The sequence below is a fragment of the Neobacillus terrae genome (genome assembly GCF_011393025.1).
Lineage (GTDB): Bacteria > Bacillota > Bacilli > Bacillales > Cytobacillaceae > Neobacillus_A > Neobacillus_A terrae.
Genome location: NZ_JAAOEO010000009.1, coordinates 20,532 through 36,902, shown reverse-complemented (window position 1 = coordinate 36,902; position 16,371 = coordinate 20,532). Strand labels below are relative to the sequence as shown.

General features: G+C 39.3%; 16 protein-coding genes. 14 read left to right on the top strand and 2 right to left on the bottom strand.

Features of this window, described 5'->3' with window-relative positions; translation table 11 throughout:
- Positions 1-39: 39 nt before the first annotated feature.
- Entirely contained in the window at positions 40-1,320 is a 1,281-nt protein-coding gene (locus G8761_RS14150) for a M48 family metallopeptidase (protein ID WP_166027745.1), read from the top strand.
- Between the two features lie 122 nt (positions 1,321-1,442).
- A complete protein-coding gene (locus G8761_RS14145) occupies positions 1,443-2,111 on the top strand; it encodes an SOS response-associated peptidase (protein WP_166027743.1) in 669 nt (222 codons plus the stop codon).
- Positions 2,112-2,185: 74 nt separating this feature from the next.
- On the opposite strand, the gene G8761_RS14140 is transcribed toward G8761_RS14145, so the two are convergent.
- Positions 2,186-2,419, bottom strand: coding sequence for an IDEAL domain-containing protein (locus tag G8761_RS14140; protein WP_166027741.1), 234 nt, complete (start codon positions 2,417-2,419; stop codon positions 2,186-2,188).
- Between the two features lie 222 nt (positions 2,420-2,641).
- Here G8761_RS14140 and G8761_RS14135 point away from each other — a divergent pair, with 222 nt between their 5' ends.
- On the top strand, positions 2,642-3,214 hold the full coding sequence (locus tag G8761_RS14135) for a competence protein ComK (RefSeq protein WP_338000962.1): 573 nt from the start codon (positions 2,642-2,644) through the stop codon (positions 3,212-3,214).
- Between the two features lie 2 nt (positions 3,215-3,216).
- Here G8761_RS14135 and G8761_RS14130 read toward each other — a convergent pair whose 3' ends face one another.
- The gene (locus tag G8761_RS14130; RefSeq protein ID WP_166027739.1) at positions 3,217-3,603 is read right to left on the bottom strand and encodes a YhjD family protein; all 387 of its coding nucleotides are present in this window, start codon (positions 3,601-3,603) and stop codon (positions 3,217-3,219) included.
- A gap of 210 nt (positions 3,604-3,813) precedes the next feature.
- Here G8761_RS14130 and G8761_RS14125 point away from each other — a divergent pair, with 210 nt between their 5' ends.
- The 11 genes from G8761_RS14125 (at position 3,814) to G8761_RS14075 (ending at position 16,232) form a co-directional block, all read left to right on the top strand.
- Positions 3,814-5,781 (top strand): S9 family peptidase, encoded by a 1,968-nt coding sequence (locus tag G8761_RS14125; RefSeq protein WP_166028048.1) that lies wholly within the window; start codon positions 3,814-3,816, stop codon positions 5,779-5,781.
- A gap of 373 nt (positions 5,782-6,154) precedes the next feature.
- Positions 6,155-6,601 carry an Lrp/AsnC family transcriptional regulator gene (locus tag G8761_RS14120; RefSeq protein ID WP_166027737.1) on the top strand — a complete coding sequence of 149 codons (447 nt, stop codon included), beginning with the start codon at positions 6,155-6,157 and terminating at the stop codon, positions 6,599-6,601.
- A gap of 15 nt (positions 6,602-6,616) precedes the next feature.
- Complete coding sequence (locus G8761_RS14115; RefSeq protein ID WP_166027736.1) at positions 6,617-7,678, top strand: M42 family metallopeptidase; 1,062 nt, start codon at positions 6,617-6,619, stop codon at positions 7,676-7,678.
- An 82-nt stretch (positions 7,679-7,760) separates the two neighbouring features.
- The gene (locus tag G8761_RS14110) at positions 7,761-8,609 is read left to right on the top strand and encodes a M55 family metallopeptidase (protein ID WP_166027734.1); all 849 of its coding nucleotides are present in this window, start codon (positions 7,761-7,763) and stop codon (positions 8,607-8,609) included.
- Between the two features lie 26 nt (positions 8,610-8,635).
- Positions 8,636-9,562 carry an ABC transporter permease gene (locus tag G8761_RS14105; protein ID WP_166027732.1) on the top strand — a complete coding sequence of 309 codons (927 nt, stop codon included), beginning with the start codon at positions 8,636-8,638 and terminating at the stop codon, positions 9,560-9,562.
- Between the two features lies 1 nt (position 9,563).
- Entirely contained in the window at positions 9,564-10,508 is a 945-nt protein-coding gene (locus G8761_RS14100; protein WP_166027730.1) for an ABC transporter permease, read from the top strand.
- Between the two features lie 11 nt (positions 10,509-10,519).
- Complete coding sequence (locus G8761_RS14095; protein WP_166027727.1) at positions 10,520-11,539, top strand: oligopeptide/dipeptide ABC transporter ATP-binding protein; 1,020 nt, start codon at positions 10,520-10,522, stop codon at positions 11,537-11,539.
- Positions 11,536-12,489, top strand: a complete 954-nt coding sequence (locus G8761_RS14090; RefSeq protein ID WP_166027725.1) for an oligopeptide/dipeptide ABC transporter ATP-binding protein — start codon at positions 11,536-11,538, stop codon at positions 12,487-12,489. The genes G8761_RS14095 and G8761_RS14090 overlap by 4 nt, the downstream gene beginning before the upstream one ends.
- A 25-nt stretch (positions 12,490-12,514) precedes the next feature.
- A complete protein-coding gene (locus G8761_RS14085) occupies positions 12,515-14,149 on the top strand; it encodes an ABC transporter substrate-binding protein (protein ID WP_166027723.1) in 1,635 nt (544 codons plus the stop codon).
- Positions 14,150-14,287: 138 nt separating this feature from the next.
- Positions 14,288-14,662 carry a DUF3899 domain-containing protein gene (locus G8761_RS14080; RefSeq protein WP_166027721.1) on the top strand — a complete coding sequence of 125 codons (375 nt, stop codon included), beginning with the start codon at positions 14,288-14,290 and terminating at the stop codon, positions 14,660-14,662.
- A gap of 625 nt (positions 14,663-15,287) precedes the next feature.
- On the top strand, positions 15,288-16,232 hold the full coding sequence (locus tag G8761_RS14075; protein WP_166027719.1) for an LCP family protein: 945 nt from the start codon (positions 15,288-15,290) through the stop codon (positions 16,230-16,232).
- Positions 16,233-16,371: the final 139 nt, after the last annotated feature.

Genomic DNA, 16,371 nt, shown 5'->3' with positions numbered 1-16,371 from the left:
AAACTAGGTAGAGAGGCTGTACAAAAAGGGGGACAATTCATGGCAAGGAAAATGGGAGTATATGCGGTACTGGCCTATGTAATATATGGGTTGTTTTTTTATTGGTATCTTTTCTATTTTGCAGATACCAGCCTCCCGTTTGAATATCAGGGAACCAAGGCGGATCCAGCGACATTTTTAAATGGCAGGGAATTAATGCTGAGCGAAGAATACTCCAAAACAAGGAATTTGCTATTTTTCTTATCTACTCCTCTTGAATGGCTTTTTTACTTTTTGGTTCTGTTACTTGGGCTTTCAAAGGCCTTTAAGCGCTGGGCTGACAAATCAGCTAAATTTAAAGCTGCCCATATGCCAATATATCTGATTTGGCTTTCATTCTTTGCTTTTCTAGCAACCTTCCCACTAAGCTATATCGGTTACTCACTTTCAAAAACCTATAATATCTCCACTCAAACCTTTGCTTCCTGGATGAAGGATGAACTAATAGACTTTTGGATTAATTACGCTACACTGCTGATCATTGTCCCAGTATTGTACTGGCTGATAAAAAGAAGCAGAAAACGCTGGTGGCTTTATGCATGGCTGCTTTCAATTCCACTCACTCTGTTTATGATGTTTTTGCAGCCGGTAGTGATTGACCCCTTATATAATGATTTTTATCCGCTTAAAAATAAAGCTTTAGAAACAAAAATCCTGACTATGGCTGACAAGGCTCACATACCCGCAGAGCATGTTTTTGAGGTAAACATGGCTGAAAAAACCAATTCACTTAATGCGTATGTTACCGGAATTGGTTCTAATTCAAGAATCGTTTTATGGGATACCACTTTAAATAGGCTGAGTGAAGATCAGATTTTGTTTATAATGGCACATGAAATGGCCCACTATGTGGAAAAACATATTTACTACGGGATTGCAGGCTATCTGCTATTATCTTTGTTTGGACTTTATCTGGCTTACAGGCTTTTAAACTGGTCAATAAGTAAATGGGGAATAGAGCTAAAAGTGGAGGATGCTGCCGATATCCGTTCGCTTCCGCTCATTTTAATGATATTATCCATATTAATGTTTATTTCTAGTCCCATATCCAATTTAGGAGCCCGCTATGAAGAAAGCAGGGCTGACAGATATGCTATTAATATGACAAAAGATCCGGAAGCAGCAATAACCTCCTTTCAGGAGCTTACTCGGTCAGGACTTAGTGAGGTAAAGCCACCGTTCCTGGTGAAAATTTTCCGTTATACCCATCCTTCCATGCTCGAGCGTATCTCCATGGTCGAGGATTACGAAGTTAAACATAGAGATCAATTGAATAAGTAAGTCTGCGACCGGGGAGCTTTCTCCGGTTATTTTTTAGAAAAGATAATTAAAGTTAATTTTAAAGTGACATACGCTAAAATAAGGGTAAAAAGAGTATAAATGAAGCAGGAGGGGGAGTTTTAATGTGCGGACGTTTTTCACTTTTATCCACGAGAGAAACATTGGAAGAAGAATTTCAATTTGAATATTCGGATGAGTTTCCATCTAGATATAATATAGCGCCAGGACAGGAGATTCTTGCTATTATTTCTCAAAATCAGCATAGAGCAGGAAAGCTTTTTCACTGGGGGCTGATTCCTTTTTGGGCTTCAGATGAAAAGATCGGCTACAAAATGATTAATGCTCGTGCTGAAACACTAAATGAAAAATCAAGTTTTAAGCACCCATTGAAAAAGAAAAGATGTATTATACCTGCAGATGGCTATTTTGAATGGAAAAGGGAAGGGAAATTAAAACAGCCATACCGATTCGTTAAAAAGGATGGAAAGCCATTAGCTTTTGCGGGATTATGGGAGGTATGGGAGAAAGAAGGAAGAAGAGTAGAGTCCTGTACAATAATAACAACAAAAGCAAATGAAATGGCAGCAGAAGTCCATGAGCGGATGCCAGTTATTTTAACACCGGAAAAACAGAATATCTGGCTAGACCAGAGAATGGAGGATTCCCTGCTATTACAATCCCTTCTTAAGCCTTATGAATCAGAGAAAATGGAAATGTATGAGGTTTCAACACTTGTTAATTCTGTTAAGAATGAGTCCGATGAAATAATTAAGCCGTTCAATAGTAAATAACTTTAGGGCCTCCAAAACGGAGGCCCTTTTGTATTTAATACATTAGTATAGTTTGTTAGCCCAATTACTGTTTTTCAAGTTCCAAATCGCTTGGTAATATCGACAAGCTGTTTTGATAATTTCATAAATTGATTCTTGTCGTTTGTATCGATTGCCTGATCAATTTTTTTCATGAGCCTCTCTTTTTCGGTTGTCAGTTGAATTTCGGCCAGCAGCATTTCTATATACAGGTCCTGAACAAAAGCTTCTTTTTCCTGCTGCCGGTTCATGGCACCAATTTTCATTAAATCTGTATACTTATCATTCATCGAAATCACCCCTGTGGCTTTTTACTATTATATGGAGTTTTATAGATAAAATCAATAAATGTTTTAAATTTTCAGAAAATTTTTTTTTAGATTATGAATAATTTCGTAACTATTTCAAAAAAACAAAATTCCGACAAGATTCCATGGTATGATAGGGTAAATATTACAATTACCGGCAAATTTAGGCAATTGTACAGGAGGCTTTTCCATAATTATAGAGGAGTGGAAATATTGGAGTCTAAATTGATTGAGATGTATGAGGTAAATCCATTTACTATGTTCATCCAGCCAGAGGAGTATGGCAGAAAAGTTTATTCGAAAATTGTAGAATTGGAAGATGAATTTATATCTCCTTACAAACCAACGGATTTAATTAAACGGAGCTGTGAATTTTTCGGGAGTACTTTGGAAGGCAGGCAAAAAGGCAGCAGCCTGTTAATGGGAATTACACATAAAGTGCCCATTGCAATAGACCCATCAAATTTTATTTACTTTTTTCCAACAACATCTCCAGTCAGAGCGGAATGTATATGGATCTCTCATGAGCATGTCATTAGTCATCGCCGCTATTCTACCGGCCAGACTCTTGTTACCTTTGAAAACAAAGAATCGTACTTGTTTCCCATCTCTTATAGTTCATTTGAAAATCAGCTGCTCCGGACTGCTCTTTTAAAGACAAAGCTGATGCAGAGGATGGAACATATGGAAAGAAAAACCTTTTATTTGCATCATCGGCCTAAGTTCATGGAGGCTTCTGAGGCAGAGCGCAAATATGGCTCAAAAACTATTTTATAATTTTATTGCAGTTTTTTAGTCTGCTTTCGGGACTGATGCCTTTTAAAAAAATAATACTCCATTATTTCCTGTACTTTGTTTCGGATCCTCGGATTGAAATAATTGTGATGTTCCTCAAATCCGTTATAGACGAACATAAACATCGTAAAGGTGTCGTCCCTTTTTGTCTCCAATACTTTTAGTTTTTTTGCGATCATATATTTTTTAGCTTTAGCCAAATCAGCATGAACATCCCTCATTGTTTCTTCAATTAACTCCAGATAAGGCTTCTTGAGCTTAAAAGGACTTTTTTCGACCACAGCTAAATCCCTGTTTAATATGGTTAAGACCATAGGCAAATATATGGCTTTCTCCATGACGTTCCGTTCTTCCTCAGGTATTCTTGTCATCGTTCTATACTCCTTCCAACTCCAAAAAAGAACATTTGTTCGTAAATTAATGATACAAAATAGTCCGCCGAAAGGCAATATTCATTTTTAGCTTATGTAAATTGGCAGATTACTATGAAAAATCCAGAAGGAATATTATTTCTGTTGTCGAAATAATAAGTTGGTTCAAAAATAATTAAGAAACTGGGGGTTGCAGAATTGAAAAGAGGAATGAGCGCTGAAGACTTGTATGAATTAAACTCGGTTTCAGATCCGCGTTTTTCTCCGGATAATAACAAATGCGTTTTTGTCCAGACAGGGATAAACAAGGAAACGGATGATTATTTTTCCCATCTTTTTATTTTGGATATGGAAAAAGAGGGAGAGGCTATCCAGTTGACCTATGGCAAGAGTAAAAATCACTCTCCACGCTGGTCATTAGATGGAAAAAGTGTTGCTTTTGTTTCAAATAGAGAAGGCGGAAAGAATCAGATTTTTGTTCTTTCGATAAACGGGGGAGAGGCACGCCAGGTAACCGAACTGGAGAATGGGGCTTCTAATCCTGTCTGGTCCCCGGATGGAAAGAGAATTGCTTTTCTATCAACAGTAAACAACCAGAAGGAACCTGGTGAGAAAGAATCAGATAAAAAACTATTGCCGCTTGAAGTAGGTAAAATGAAATACAAATCCGATGCTTCAGGTTTCTGGAAAGGAACCTTCCACCATGTATCTGTTGTTGACGTTGTTACGGGTGAGGTTTCTCAATTGACAGAGGGAGAGAACGACTTTACTCTATACAGTTGGTCGCCAGATGGAAAAAATATAGCTGTTGGGGCAGATTTGGAGACAAACAAGGATCAGTCCTTTATCCATGATATTTATTTACTTGACCCGGAATCTAAAGGCCTCTCTAAGATTACTAATGGAACAGGTTCTTTTGGGAATGTGACCTGGTCGCCAGATGGTAAGTTTCTTGCTGCTATTGGCCAGGATATGAAATATTATAATGCTACTCTTTCAAGATTGTGGATTTATGACCTGGAAGCAAAGAAGTTTACTTGTTTTACAGAGGGTCTGGATTTGCCGGTTGGAGATTTCATGGCAGGAGACTTTCAGCAGGGTGCTGTTTTGCCTGGAGCCCAATGGACCGAAGATAGTTCAAGCTTTTACTTTGTGGGCACAGACAATGGGAACACAGTTTTATATTATGGGAATTTAGATGGTGAAATTTATCCTGCCCTTCTGGACCAGCAGCATATTTTCGGATTTACTTTGGATAGTAAGAATCAGCGCGCTGTTTTGGCAATCAGCAGGCCATCCAAGCCATCTGATTTATTCCTGCTTAATATCACAGAGGGAACTACCAAGCAGCTAACGGATGTTAACAAAGAAATTTTATCGAAAGTTGAACTTTCTGAAGCAAAGTCCTTTGAATTCGAGGCTAGTGATGGATGGAAGGTTCAGGGCTGGCTTATGCTGCCAATCGGCTATGAAGAAGGAAAGCAATACCCGATGGTCCTTGAAATTCATGGTGGGCCGCATGCTATGTATGGAAATACCTATATGCATGAGTTCCAGCTGCTTGCATCCAAAGGTTATGCCGTATTGTTTATCAATCCAAGAGGCAGCCACGGTTATGGGCAGAAATTTGTTAATGCTGTAAGAGGAGATTATGGCGGAAAAGATTATCAGGATATTATGGATGCAGTCGATTATGTCCTAGATCAGCATGACTTTATAGATGATCAGCAGCTTTTTGTTACTGGAGGCAGCTATGGCGGCTTCATGACCAATTGGATTGTCGGACATACAAATAGATTTAAGGCTGCAGTTACACAAAGGTCGATATCCAACTGGATAAGCTTTTACGGGGTGAGCGACATTGGCTATTACTTTACGGAATGGCAAATCGAGTCTGACTTAAGCGACATAGAAAAGCTTTGGAAGCATTCTCCTCTTGCATATGTTAAAAATGTTGAAACACCATTATTAATTTTGCATAGTGAAAAAGATTACCGCTGCCCGATTGAACAAGGGGAGCAGCTTTTTATTGCCTTAAAGAGACTTGAGAAGCCAGCGAAAATGATCCGATTTCCAGAAGAAAACCATGAGCTTTCAAGAAGCGGCAAACCATCCTTAAGAATTTATCGTCTTAACTATATTGCAGACTGGTTTGGTGAGTATACTCATATACATTAATAATCTCTATGGGGAAAAATAAATGAGTTGCAAAAAACACGCAGGGATTAAACCTCTGCGTGTTTCTTTTGTTTTAAACCTTTTAACTCTATTGGTCTTGGGACACCCATCTGCGACTAAATAGGGACTTACATCCTATTTTAATTTTTGGTTTTCACAGATTCACTTAGACATTTTTCATATTTTTATATCTTTTATAAATTTTCTGAAAAAAATATACTAAAATAGTTGATTTCTGAAAATTCCTTTTATATAATAATTCCTAATTCAGATAATAAATTTTAATATAAATATCGTAATCTATTATTTGTTTAGGATTAATTCCTATTTAGGGAACTATAATAGAAAAATAGTTCCGAAAGGAGGAAATGCTTTGAAGTACGAAATAGATGATATGGATCGTGGGATCATTAAGCATCTCTCTATTGATGGCCGCATGTCCTTTACAGAAATAGCTTCTAATCTAAATGTTACAGAAAAAACAATTCGGCTTCGCTACAAAAACTTACTGGATAATGGAATCCTCAGTGTGGTAGGAGTGGTTAATCCGGTAGCTCTCGGGGTAAAATCGGGTGCAATCATTCAATTAAAGGTAAAACCGCAGTCCATTATAGAGGCAGTGGAGGAGTTAAAGAAGTTTCGTGAAATTCGCTATATCACCATGACCTCCGGCCCTTATTCCATCCTGGTGCAGATTGCCGTTCCCGGTCCGGACGAGATTACTGAAACACTTCTCCGGATCAATGAACTTGATTACATAACTGAAATGAACACCATTGTACAGCTGGCTGTATATAAAAATACATACGACTATTTTTAAAAAGGGATGATGAGGATGATTGAAATATTAAAAAAATTAACAAGCTTGTCAGGACCATGCGGCTATGAGCATTCCGTGTCATACTTTCTCAAAGACTATTTGGAAAGTATGGTGGATGAAGTAAGAATTGATCCAATAGGCAATGTTATTGCGACGAAAAAAGGGGAAAAGCCAGGCCCGACGGTGATTTTAACAGCCCATATTGATGAAATTGGCTTCATTGTTAAGAAAATAGAAGCAAAGGGCCTATTAAGATTTGAAAAACTGGGAGGAAATGACGATAGGATTCTTTTAGCACAACCGGTAACGGTAATGGGGAATAAGGGTGAAATTTCCGGTGTGATTGGAACAATGTCAGCTCATTATGTAAAGTTTGATGATCCCTCTAAGGTTCGCAAACATTCTCAACTTTATATTGATATTGGTGCCTCTTCGATAGAGGAAGCAGAGGAATTGGGTATTGAGGTGGGTACTCCTATTACTTGGGGGACTCCATTCCAGCAATTTGGGCCTGCTTCTTCTCCTAAAATAAGGTCAAAATCTTTGGATGACCGAGCAGGCTGCGCTGTACTGCTTCAAGCACTTGAGGAATTACAGGGGACTAATTTTTCCGGAGAGTTGATATTCCTCTTTGCAGTTCAGGAAGAAGTGGGATTAAGAGGAGCTAAAACAGCTTCAGAGCATATTGAGGCAGATGCAGCAATTGCAGTGGATACTACTGCAGTGAGCGATACGCCAGAGGAAACAATGGACCAAAGTTTGTCACTCGGTAAGGGAACTGGTATCAAGGTAATGGATTTTAGCTTAATAGTACATAAGACGATGAAGGAAATGCTAATTAAGTTGGCTAAAGAACAAAATATTCCGTACCAGCTGGAGGTTTTTCCGGGTATTGGAACTGACGGCGGGGCAGTAAATTATGCCAGTAAAGGAATCCCAACAGGAGTATTGTCGATTCCATCCCGATATGCCCATTCACCTGTTGAAGTTGTAGATGTTGGAGATCTGATTGCAACTAAGGACTTGGTTAAAGCGTTTATTCTTAACTTGAGTGAGGGGCAGAGATTCCCATTTTAATCAACAAATAGAGAGTGTTTAATCAGCTCTCTTTATAAAAAAATTATCTAAATATTTGAATAACCTTTAGGAGGAAAAAGCGATGAAGTTATTTATTTCAGCAGATATGGAAGGTATTTCAGGTGTAGCTACGAACCAGCAGCTAAAGACAAATTCAGAGTATCAGCGTTTCCGAAAACTCATGACTGCCGATGTAAATGCAGCAATTGAAGGTGCATTTACCGGTGGGGCAACCGAGATAGTAGTGGCCGATGGTCACGGAAATATGTCCAATATTCTCATAGAAGAATTGGACTCCCGAGCGAGGCTCGTATCAGGGAATAACCGTGTTATGTGCCAATTGGAGGGGCTGGATGAATCCTTTGATGGAATTATGTTTGTCGGGCATCATGGACGGGAAGGCGGGTCTGATGTTGCTGTCATTAGCCATACCTTGGCAGGGATTTGTGTAAATGAGATGAAGATAAATGGCAAGATCGTTGGAGAAACAGAGATGAACTCATTAGTTGCTGGCTCTTTTAGTGTTCCTGCCATTTTTATTAGCGGGGATGATGCTTATGTACGAGAAGTAAAAGAAACGCTTCCAGATGTCGAAGCTGCAGTAACGAAAAGAGCTGTTGATCGTTTTGCAGCAGAATTAATTCATCCAGAAGTGGCAAGGGAAGAAATCCGAGCGAAAGCAGAAGCAGCGGTTAAAAAGGCTAAAACTATTAAACCCATTACTTTTGAGGGACCAATTACTTTTGATTTAGAACTAAAAGGTTCCCAGCAGGCAAAAATGACCACAACTATTCCAACAGTAGAATTAACTGGCCCAAAAAGTATCAGGTTTACCTGTAATGACATGGTAACAGCCTATAAGCATATGTGGGGTTGTGTCATTATCGCCATTACAGCAACCAACGGTGTCCTTGGTTCCGTAAATGCATAAAAAATTAAACGGAGGTGAATGAAGGAATGTACATCGTGAAAAGGGTACTAACGATGTTTCTTACCCTATGGGTAATTATCACTTTAACGTTTGTCATTATGAAATGTATTCCGGGTGATCCATTTGCATCGGATGCTGATGTTCTTCCAAAGGAAGTGCTTCAAAACATGAGGGCTAAATATAACTTGGACAAGCCGCTTCCAGTCCAGTATGTCCTCTATATGAAAAACCTGGCCACTTTTGATATGGGACCGTCTATTAAATCAGAAACACGTTCAGTCAACAGTATTATTGCTGATGGAATTCCGGCTTCTTCAAGGCTGGGGCTGCAGGCTCTGGTGATTGCCTTGTTCTTTGGTTTATTGCTGGGCATTGTTGCGGCTCTTAATCATAATAAACCATTGGATTTTGCAGCTATGCTGTTTGCGATTATTGGAATCTCCATTCCAAGCTTTATCCTCGCGCCCTTATTAATTAAGTATTTTGCTGTAAATTGGCATTTGCTTCCGGTAGCCTCTTGGGGAACCTGGCAGCATACGGTTTTGCCTTCGATAGCTCTTGCGGCTTCACCACTTGCAGTAATCGCTCGCTTTATGAGGTCCAGTATGCTGGAGGTTATGAACCAGAACTACATTAAAACTGCAAATGCAAAAGGATTGTCTACTATGCAGCTAGTGATAAAGCATGGTATCCGAAATGCCATTTTGCCTGTTATAACCTTTATTGGCCCTTTATTTGTAGTTTTAATTACTGGAACATTTGTTATTGAAAAAATATTTGCCATACCTGGTCTGGGAAAATATTTTGTTGACAGCATTTTTAACCGTGATTATCCGGTCATTATGGGAACAACCATCTTTTTCAGTACTATCCTTGTTTTCACCTTATTTTTAATTGATATTTCCTATCGCCTGATTGATCCAAGAATTAAGCTAACAAGCGGAGGAAACTAATATGCAGACAAATACAGCGGAAACTAACTTATTTACACCCGTATCTGAAGAAAGAAAAAGGCAGGCACCCGTTGAGAGACCTTCCTTAAGTGTTTGGAAAGAAACTGTAATTAATATTTTTAAGAATAAGCTGGCTGTTTTTGGTTTGACGTTATTACTTGCCATTTTAGTTTTAGCCCTTTTTGGCCCATTACTTGTTAAGTTTAGTCCTTCCGACCAGGACTTGATGAAAGCAAATTTACAGCCTGGCGGAAAGCACTGGTTTGGTACTGATGACCTTGGCAGGGATATGTGGTCGAGAACCTGGTACGGAGCAAGGGTTTCACTAACAATCGGTTTCGCAGCTGCATTAATTGACCTTATTTTAGGGGTAACCGTTGGCGGGATTTCCGGCTATATGGCTGGAAGAAGCAAGCTTGGTGACCGTATTGATAATGCGATTATGAGGATTGTCGAAATCCTGTATGGTATCCCTTATCTTTTAGTAGTTATTTTATTAATGGTGATTATGGATCCTGGCATTACAACTATCATTATTGCCCTGTCTGTAACGGGGTGGGTCGGAATGGCAAGGATTACTCGTGGTCAGATTCTTCAATTGAAATCTCAGGAATATGTAATGGCAGCAGAGAAGCTTGGTACATCCCACAGGAAAATCATCCTTCGCCATTTACTGCCAAACACACTTGGGATAATTATTGTAAATTTAACATTTACGATTCCTCAGGCTATTTTTGCCGAATCGTTCCTAAGTTTCCTGGGTCTTGGGGTGCAGGCCCCATTTGCAAGCTGGGGAACAATGGCAAATGATGCGCTTGGAGTTATATTGAGTGGCCAGTGGTGGCGCCTATTCTTTCCTGGCTTCATGATCTCTCTTACGATGTTTGCTTTCAATGCATTTGGAGACGGACTTCAGGATGCATTAGACCCACGAAATCGTGGCTAGGAGGAACAGCAGTGACTAATTTACTTGAAGTGAAGAATTTAGAAGTGAGCTTTAAAACCTTTGGCGGCGAAGTCCAAGCAGTTCGCAATGTTTCCTTCCATGTTGATAAGGGAGAAATAGTCGCAATTGTAGGGGAAAGCGGAAGCGGAAAAAGCGTAACAGTACAAACAATAATGGGCCTTATTCCAACACCGCCTGGAAAAGTAAAAAACGGAGAAATCCTTTTTCAAAATAAAGACCTTTTAAAACTATCAAAAAGAGAAATGCAGAAAATAAAAGGTTCAAAGATAAGTATGGTTTTTCAGGATCCAATGACATCTCTTAATCCGACAATGAGGATAGGAAAGCAGATTGAAGAAGGGCTCATCGTACACCAGAAGCTCTCTAAAACGGAAGCGAGACGCAGGGCAGTGGAGATGATTCGCCTTGTTGGGATTCCAAACGCAGAGGAACGTTATAACCAATATCCACATGAATTCAGCGGAGGAATGAGACAAAGGGCAATGATAGCGATCGCTCTTTCATGCAATCCAGAATTACTAATTGCCGATGAACCTACAACAGCATTGGACGTAACCATTCAGGCCCAAGTGCTGGATTTAATGAAAGACTTAAAGGAAAAAACCAATACTGCGATTATCTTAATAACCCATGATTTGGGGGTGGTCGCGGAAACAGCCGAGCGGGTCATCGTTATGTATGCAGGAATGATGGTAGAAAGCGGACGTGTAAACGAACTTTTTGAAAATCCAAGACATCCATATACATGGGGTTTAATGGAGTCCATCCCTGATACAAATGCAGCACATAAATCCCGGCTGGTTCCAATTGAGGGATCACCGCCCGATTTATTTTCCCCGCCCAAGGGTTGTCCTTTCGCACCAAGATGCAAATATGCTATGGAAATTTGTTTAAGTGAAATGCCTCCTGCTTTTGAAATTGGTGAGGGACACCATTCAAGGTGCTGGCTTAATGATCCGCGAGCTCCAAAGGTCGAGAACGAGGTTGCAGCAGGGAGGGAAAAGCAGTGAGTGAAGCTCTTCTTCAGGTAGAAGGTATGAAGAAATATTTTAAAATCAAAAAAGACCAAACTGTTAAATCGGTTGATGATATTTCCATTGAAATTAAAAAAGGTGAAACATTTGGCCTTGTAGGAGAGAGCGGCAGCGGTAAGTCTACACTCGGCAAAACAATAGTAGGACTTCAAAGCCCAACTGCCGGCAGGATTATTTACAATGGAGTAGATGTTGAGACCCTTGATAAAAAGTCAAAAATCAATGTAAATCGTGAAATGCAAATCATTTTCCAGGATCCATACGCTTCACTAAATCCGAGGATGCGTGTAGGCGACATTATTGCAGAGGGAATTGATGCTCATAACCTTGCAAAAGGAAAGGCCAGGCAAGACCGTATATTTGAACTGCTTGACCGTGTAGGTCTTCGTCCAGAGCATGCTAGAAGATATCCTCACGAATTCAGCGGCGGGCAGCGGCAGAGGATCGGTATTGCACGTGCTCTTGCTGTAAATCCGAAATTTATCGTAGCAGACGAACCTATATCAGCACTTGACGTCTCCATTCAGGCTCAAGTCATCAACTTAATGGAAGACCTTAAAAAGCAGGAAGAACTAACCTATTTGTTTATTGCCCATGACCTTGGTATGGTCAAGCATATCAGCGATCGAATTGGAGTAATGTACCTTGGCAAGATGATGGAGCTTGCCAACAGTTACGACCTGTTCGCAGAGCCTCTTCACCCGTATACACAGGCTCTTTTATCTGCGATACCAGTTGCCAACCCAAAGGCAGCTAAAAGGGAAAGAATAGTTTTGGCTGGAGATCCGCCAAGCCCGGTAAATCCGCCAAGCGGCTGCAGGTTCCGTACAAGATGCCCGCATGCAATGTCCATATGCGCCGAGGTTGTTCCTGCCTGGAAAGAAGTGAAGCCAAATCACTGGACAGCATGCCATCTATATAATTAATAGATTAAAAGGAGGAAGTTAAATAGTGAAAAAATGGACTTGGATTTTAGCTGTAGTTCTTTTATTAAGCTCTTCGTTAGCAGGTTGCAGCAGCAGTGGGGATAAAAAAGCATCCTCAAGTTCTTCAAATGGAAACACTAAAGGGGTAAAGCAGGAAATTACAGTAAACGCGATGAGTGAACCGCCATCTCTTGATCCTGCACTCGCAACCGATACGACCTCTGGATGGATTATAGACCATACTTTTGAAGGATTATATACAAAGGATAAAGATGGCAAGCCTGTAGAAGGTGTTGCAAAGGACGTTCAAACCTCTGCAGATGGAAAAACTTATACATTTACCATTAAAGACGATGCCAAATGGTCTGATGGATCTCCAGTAACAGCAAAAGATTTTGAATTCGAATGGAAGCGCGTATTAAATCCACAAACAGGAAGCGCCTTTGCGTTTTATCTTTACTATATTAAAGGTGCAGAGGAGTATAACAAAGGAAAAGGGCCAGTTGAAAATGTGGGGATTACTGCCAAGGACGACAAAACTTTAGTTGTAGAACTTACAAATCCTCTAGGCTATTTCAAGGAACTTTTAACAATGTGGACCTTTTATCCAGTAAAAAAGGAACTGGTTGAAGGAAATAAAAACTGGGCTGCAAACACTGACGGATACGTGAGTAATGGACCTTTTAAGTTAACAGAATGGAAGCATGACAGCCAGGTTGTAGCAGAAAAGAACGAAAATTACTGGGGTAATAAAGATGTTAGTTTGAATAAAATTACCTGGAAAATGGTAAATGATGCAACAACCTATTATCAAATGTATAAAACAAACGAGCTTGATTTAATTCAAACCCTGCCATCAGATGTTGTTGCTCAGGAAAAATCAAATAAAGAATTCAAAAATACTCCTTATTTTGGAACATATATGTATATGTTCAATGTTAAAAAGGAGCCATTCACCAATGCTAAAATCCGACGTGCCTTTGCAATGGCAATCGACCGTGAAGCAATTACCAAGAATGTTACAAAAGCTGGTGAAACCCCGGCATATGCATTCGTTCCTCCTGGTGTAAAAACAAAGGATGGAGATTTCCGTAAGGATGGAGGAAAAATGATCAAGGAAGATCCAAAGGAAGCTAAAAAATTACTTGAGGAAGGTATGGCTGAAGAAGGCTGGAAAGAACTTCCACAGGTAACGCTTTTGTATAATACTTTGGAGAGTAACAAAAAGATTTCTGAAGCTGTTCAAGAAATGATAAAGAAAAATTTGGGTGTTAACATTAAGCTGGCAAACCAGGAATGGAAAACTTACCTTGATACAACCAAACAGCACAACTTCCAAATGGCTCGAATGGGATGGATTGGAGTATTACTTGATCCTGCCGTTATTCTTGACTATTATTTGGGAGATAGCCCTAACAACCGTACACAATGGGTTAATCCTAAATATGACAGTCTGATTGCACAGGCGAAAGCGGAACAGGATCCAGCCAAGCACTTCCAATTAGAGCATGAAGCAGAAAAAATATTAATGGAAGATTTGCCGTTTATGCCAGTATACCACTATACAAATACGTATCTTACTTCATCAAAATTTAATGGTGTCGTTTACCCGATGAATCGTTATCCTAACCTTAAATGGACTAAAAAGGTATCTGATTAATCGGCTTTAAAAGAATAAGGCAGGCGCTACTTATAGAGCACCTGCTTTCTTTTTAATGAATGGACTTAAACAAGGCTTATTTAAAATCGCATTTATTAAAAAATACTCCTCATTAAATCATAATTGAGGGAGGGGAATATGATTATAAAAAAGGTCGTTTGTTTTCTCCTATTACTTATTTTCTGGTTTTATATAAAAGCAGCAGGATATGTTACTCTATTGGAATGGATCAACCAATCCTTTCTGGTAGGTATTGCAGCCTTAATGGCAGGGGCTTGCATGGTTATTTTTAAAAGCGGTTTTTTAACATTGTTTTTTCAAGGCTTTAGAACAATAGGTTCTTTTATCACTCCAAAGTCAAATGCGATGGAGCGAGCCGAAGCTTTATTGAATGAAGATGAGTTAATAATCGATTTTAAAAAAAGCTTCGCCAGTAAAGCAGCCTTTTTTGCATTCTTGCTGGGAGCAAGTTCCATCACAGTCTCGATTATAGGTTTGATTTTTTATAATTAGAGGCCATAACTTGTTACGATTTTTGTTTTTCCATCATTGTGGAAGCCATTTTGCTGCATAGTAAGTCAGATTCCTTTTTTATACCTTGCTGTTGAAGCATAGGCAGTCACAAAAATTTAATAATAAAATTGCCCGCAAAGTCTTAATTGTTTGCGGGTTTTTCTTGTCAAAACAGATGCAGGTATGAGAAAGTTTTGATAGAAGGAAATTCACTGGAGAAAATACGATTAGCACAAACTTTTTTTTGCTCTTTTCTAAGAGATTGTTGCTATTTGAAGGAGCTGTGAGAAAAAATAGGCGAGACTCCTCGGAAATGCATTCGCATTTCCTTCGTGCGTAGGTTAACTCCAAGGTGCCAATTCAACATCCTGCGGGAAAAGCAAGCTAGGCGAGGAGGCGTGCTCCTGCGCCATAGTATATTCAAAGAAGCTCGCCTTCAGTTCGTCGCAAAGCTGCAAGTAGTTGCACAAAGATGTTTATCATGAAGTATTTACAGGCAGAAGCTTGATTGCCCGCGGAAAGCGAGTCTATTTTTACTATTATCAACAACAAAGTTTACGAAAAGAGCTTTTTTTTAGATAAAGGGAGTCAAAATAAGAAAAAAGATGATGGAAGGACTAAAAACATGAGATCTGAACGGCATGAGAATAAGGGAAAAAAGAAGAGAAAAGCCTGGAAAGTTATCTTACTGCTTTTGCTGCTAATTATTGGGTGTGTATTGGCTTATGCTTATTATCAATATAAACAAGGAATAAACCAATCGATGAAGAAAATTGGAGGCACCACTAAGCTGGAGACCTATAAGTTTGAAGGGCAAAAAGACCAATATGGAAATACAAATATTTTATTAATGGGGAGCGACGCCCGAGGTAAAGAAAGATCCAGGTCTGATACCATTATGATTGCTTCTTATAATCAGGACAAAGGGACATACAAATTAACCTCTATCATGAGGGATTCCTATGTCGAGATTCCTGGATATGGGAAGCATAAGATTAATTCTGCATTTGCATCAGGCGGACCAGAATTAATGAGGCAGACAATTAAAGAAAATTTTGATATAGACCTGCAATACTATGCAATCCTTGATTTTGAAGGCTTCGTACAAGTAATCGATGAAGCTTTTCCAAATGGTGTTGAAATTAACGTAGAGAAAAAAATGGCAGCATATGTGGATCCTCCGCTCGAACCGGGACTGCAAAAACTTGATGGAAGGCATTTGCTAAGTTATGTCCGCTTCCGTCATGACCGTATTGGCGACTTTGGCAGGGTACAGCGTCAGCAGGAGGTTATCCAGAAACTAGGAGAGCAAATGACTAGCTTTACAGTTATTCCAAAACTGCCAAAGTTAATTGGTATTATTTCACCATATATCAATACCAACATGCAATCGACTGATATTTTATTTATGGCAAAAAATTATTTTACTCAAGGTAAAGAAAATATCCCAACACTCCGAATTCCTGTCGATAACAGTTTCACCGAGCCAAGGATTAGTGGCGAAGGAGCTGTCTTAAAAATAGACGTTGAAAAAAATAAGGAAGCACTTCACCAATTTATATCAAATTAAAAGTATTTATAAAAATATTTTTGGCAACAATTGTAGGGGATGACAGATGGAATTTGAAGCTATTTTGAATGACTGTTTGAAATAGATCATATAATGAATTTTATTCGCAAATATCGGTCCCTCGGCCCCTTTTTTTGCA

Excerpts from the sequence above, each read along its gene's own strand:
- G8761_RS14115 (WP_166027736.1), top strand. The coding sequence starts at position 6,617 with ATGATTGAAATATTAAAAAAATTAACAAGCTTGTCAGGACCATGCGGC.
- G8761_RS14075 (WP_166027719.1), top strand. The coding sequence starts at position 15,288 with ATGAGATCTGAACGGCATGAGAATAAGGGAAAAAAGAAGAGAAAAGCC.
- G8761_RS14150 (WP_166027745.1), top strand. The coding sequence starts at position 40 with ATGGCAAGGAAAATGGGAGTATATGCGGTACTGGCCTATGTAATATAT.
- G8761_RS14110 (WP_166027734.1), top strand. The coding sequence starts at position 7,761 with ATGAAGTTATTTATTTCAGCAGATATGGAAGGTATTTCAGGTGTAGCT.
- G8761_RS14140 (WP_166027741.1), bottom strand. The coding sequence starts at position 2,419 with ATGAATGATAAGTATACAGATTTAATGAAAATTGGTGCCATGAACCGG.
- G8761_RS14125 (WP_166028048.1), top strand. The coding sequence starts at position 3,814 with ATGAGCGCTGAAGACTTGTATGAATTAAACTCGGTTTCAGATCCGCGT.
- G8761_RS14100 (WP_166027730.1), top strand. The coding sequence starts at position 9,564 with ATGCAGACAAATACAGCGGAAACTAACTTATTTACACCCGTATCTGAA.
- G8761_RS14145 (WP_166027743.1), top strand. The coding sequence starts at position 1,443 with ATGTGCGGACGTTTTTCACTTTTATCCACGAGAGAAACATTGGAAGAA.
- G8761_RS14105 (WP_166027732.1), top strand. The coding sequence starts at position 8,636 with ATGTACATCGTGAAAAGGGTACTAACGATGTTTCTTACCCTATGGGTA.
- G8761_RS14130 (WP_166027739.1), bottom strand. The coding sequence starts at position 3,603 with ATGACAAGAATACCTGAGGAAGAACGGAACGTCATGGAGAAAGCCATA.
- G8761_RS14080 (WP_166027721.1), top strand. The coding sequence starts at position 14,288 with ATGATTATAAAAAAGGTCGTTTGTTTTCTCCTATTACTTATTTTCTGG.